Origin of the sequence: Sulfitobacter sp. HI0129, from assembly GCF_001635395.1 — a bacterium.
In the GTDB taxonomy this organism is placed as follows: Bacteria; Pseudomonadota; Alphaproteobacteria; order Rhodobacterales; family Rhodobacteraceae; genus Sulfitobacter.
The window spans coordinates 1-1,628 of sequence record NZ_LWGH01000589.1 but is presented as its reverse complement, the minus strand read 5'-3'; the positions used below and the strand labels follow the sequence as shown (position 1 = coordinate 1,628).

The window sequence follows — 1,628 nt, the reverse complement described above, 5'->3', positions numbered from 1 at the left end:
CGGTGCGGCGGCCCTTCTCGGCGCGACTACCTTGTCTGCGCAGCAGAATGAGGACCCCGGCGCGATGAGCCCGGCGCGCGGATACCTCGAGGCGCACCGCGACGTGCAGGCCCCCATCAAGCTCCTTGGCGGCCCGATCCTTACCAGCGTTTCGCAGGAGGGTGGCACCGCACATGCAGCGCTCCCCGCCCCCCGTGAGTTGGACGAGGTCGTCTTCGGCACGCCGGAACACCCCCTCGCGACCGGTGGCTTTCCCATGATCGAAGGCCTTCCGCTAGGGATGCGCGCCGAAAAGGACGGCGCATTTTCCGCCACGAAGGAACCGACCCCCTTCGGTGACAAACACCAAACCTTCAAGAATGCCCGGCTGCAACTGGATGCGACCGACGTCACCGCCACCGACGCCGCAAGCAGTGAGGACCGCGTCCAGATGGTTGCAAGCTGGGAGGACGACGAAGGCAATACCTATTCGGTTCAATGCTGCGAAAAGCTCGAGTCCGTGGGTGGCCAGCACCCCACCTTCGGTGGTGTCGTGACGAACCACATGCTGCACGGTTTTACCAGGGTGGGCACGCCGCTCTTCCCAACGTTGTTCGCCGAAGTCGGTTTCTGGGGTATGGGTGAAATCATGAAGAACGGTGAGGTCATCGACAGCCCCCGCCCGATGCACGGCATGCTGACGGAATACGCACGGACGGAGAACTACGATCTGGTCTTCGATGAGAACGTCGATCCCAGCAAGCGGTATTTCCACATCATGGTTCCGCCTGTAGTCCCTGCTGATGGCGGCGGGTTGGAGAACAAGCCGGTCAAGACCGGGTTCAACCTGCCCGAGGGCAAGGAACTGCCCTTCTGGCACGTGATGTTCGAAGACCTTGAAGTGAACGCCGAGCGCGCGGGCGAATAACCCCCGGCAATGGCAATTTTCGGCGGGGCCTGGGGCCTCGCCGGTCGCTTTTGTCGCGGCAACAAGGGTATGGGTCGACCGGGGCCGGGTCGGAAATATACAGGAAAAGTTTCTGGCGGAGCGACAGGGATTCGAACCCTGGAGACGGTCTCCCGCCTACACACTTTCCAGGCGTGCGCCTTCGACCACTCGGCCACCGCTCCGTTGGGGGGCGGTTTAGCGTGAGGCCGCACCCGAGCGCAAGCGGTAATCAGGCATCCAGATGCAGATATACACGTCGGTTCATCCGGCCCCGGTTTTCGATGCGCCCCAGGCGCAAGGAACCGATTTCACCGGTGCGCGCCACATGGGTTCCGCCGCAGGGTTGAAGGTCCACGGGGGAGTTGCCTTCGCCGATGCGGACAAGGCGGATGGCGTCCTGTCCACGGGGCGGTTTGACGGCCATGGTCTTGACCAGCTCGGGCCGTGCTTCCAGATCCGCCGCGGTGATCCAATCCTCGTTCACCCGCATGTCCGCAGAGACATGATCGTTCAGCATCGCCTCGATCGCCGCCACATCCTCAGGGGGTCCCGGCATATCGAAATCGAGCCGCCCGTAGGTGCCGGAAATCTGGCCGCCCGTCACGCCGAAGGGCAGCACCACGGAGAGCAGATGCAGCGCGGTATGCACCCGCATCATCCGGTGCCTGCGATCCCAGTCCAGCGTCTGCACCACATGGGC

At 63.5% G+C, this 1,628-nt stretch carries 2 protein-coding genes and 1 tRNA gene; 1 reads left to right on the top strand and 2 read right to left on the bottom strand.

Annotated elements, in window-relative coordinates; all coding sequences use genetic code 11:
* Window positions 1-907, top strand: a 907-nt coding sequence (locus A3764_RS15730) for a hypothetical protein (RefSeq protein WP_236628216.1), incomplete at its 5' end; no start/stop codon positions are given.
* Between the two features lie 113 nt (window positions 908-1,020).
* Here the strand turns inward: A3764_RS15730 and A3764_RS15725 are convergent.
* Window positions 1,021-1,110, bottom strand: a tRNA-Ser gene (locus tag A3764_RS15725).
* A 47-nt stretch (window positions 1,111-1,157) separates the two neighbouring features.
* Window positions 1,158-1,628, bottom strand: a 471-nt coding sequence (locus tag A3764_RS15720) for an alanyl-tRNA editing protein (protein ID WP_150122226.1), incomplete at its 5' end; no start/stop codon positions are given.